The following is a 1036-nucleotide window of genomic DNA, read 5'->3' on the forward strand; positions in this document are numbered from 1 at the left end:
CGAGCGAATCCCTTCGATCGTAAGGACCGCGCGGTTGTTGATGGGCGTCAACTCGTTGGGAAGCGCGTCGACCTCCAGTTCGATGACGTTCTGACCACCATGTTCGACGCGGACAGGAAATGAGAACGGCGCGTTGGTTCGAACCTGCTGTCGGGTAAACAATTGCCCGTCGCGGCGAACGACGACGATCGCGGATCCCGTCCCACCACGTTCCTGAATCTCCGCTCGAATGGTCTGCTCCTTGCCGACGATACCGAAGCGAGGCGCTTCGAGTAGCTTGATCTGCCGGTCGCGCTCGTCGGCATGTCCGGTGATGAGCGCATGAAGCGGAGCCTTGAAGCCCAGACTTTCGAGGGACGTCGGAATGTCATGGACGACACCGTCGGTCAGGAGAACGACCCCCGCGAGGCGATCGGGGGGGACGTCGGCCAATCCGTTGGACAGGGCCGTGAAAAGGCGGGTGCCGTCATCGGCTTGCCCATCCGCGGCGTCGATGAAACGTGGTTCGATATCCGCCAGGGCGCCGAATCGACGCTGTAGTTCGTCACGCACGCGATCGGTCATGCCGGCACGATCGCCAAGCGTCTGCGAGGTCGTGCGATCGACGACGACTGCGACGATGTCTTTCACCTTTTCGCGCTCTTCCTCGACGAGAGAGGGATTGGCGAGTGCGAGAAGGACAAGACCGAGCGCAAGTGCACGGACGAGGGCGACCGGGCCGCGTGTCAGGAGCGACACGATGGCGAGAAGGAGCGTCACCGCGCCGAGCAACCACAGGACATATTCGGGAACGAGCGGTGAGAAGCTGAAGGAGAACATGTGTGATCTCCTACTGCCCGAGCCGGTCGAGAAGGGCGGGAACGTGGACCTGATCGGTCTTATAGTTTCCTGTCAGCGCGTACATCATGATGTTGACGCCGCCGCGAAATGCCATCTCGCGCTGACGCGGGTCGCTGCCGACGACGGGATAGAGCGCTTCTCCCCGTTGTCCGACGGCCCATGCAGCGGCGAGGTCGTTCGACGTGATGATGATCGG

2 protein-coding genes are annotated in these 1036 nt (G+C 62.1%); both read right to left on the reverse strand.

Annotation, left to right across the window (positions count from 1 at the left end):
- A partial coding sequence (locus AC1DT3_RS22390) for a vWA domain-containing protein (protein ID WP_477467370.1) occupies window positions 1-819 on the reverse strand: 819 nt, incomplete at its 3' end.
- Between the two features lie 10 nt (window positions 820-829).
- Window positions 830-1036 (reverse strand): DUF4159 domain-containing protein (locus tag AC1DT3_RS22395; RefSeq protein WP_477467371.1); only part of this gene is annotated, 207 nt, incomplete at its 5' end.

This window comes from Microvirga sp. P4_G7, from assembly GCF_056401005.1.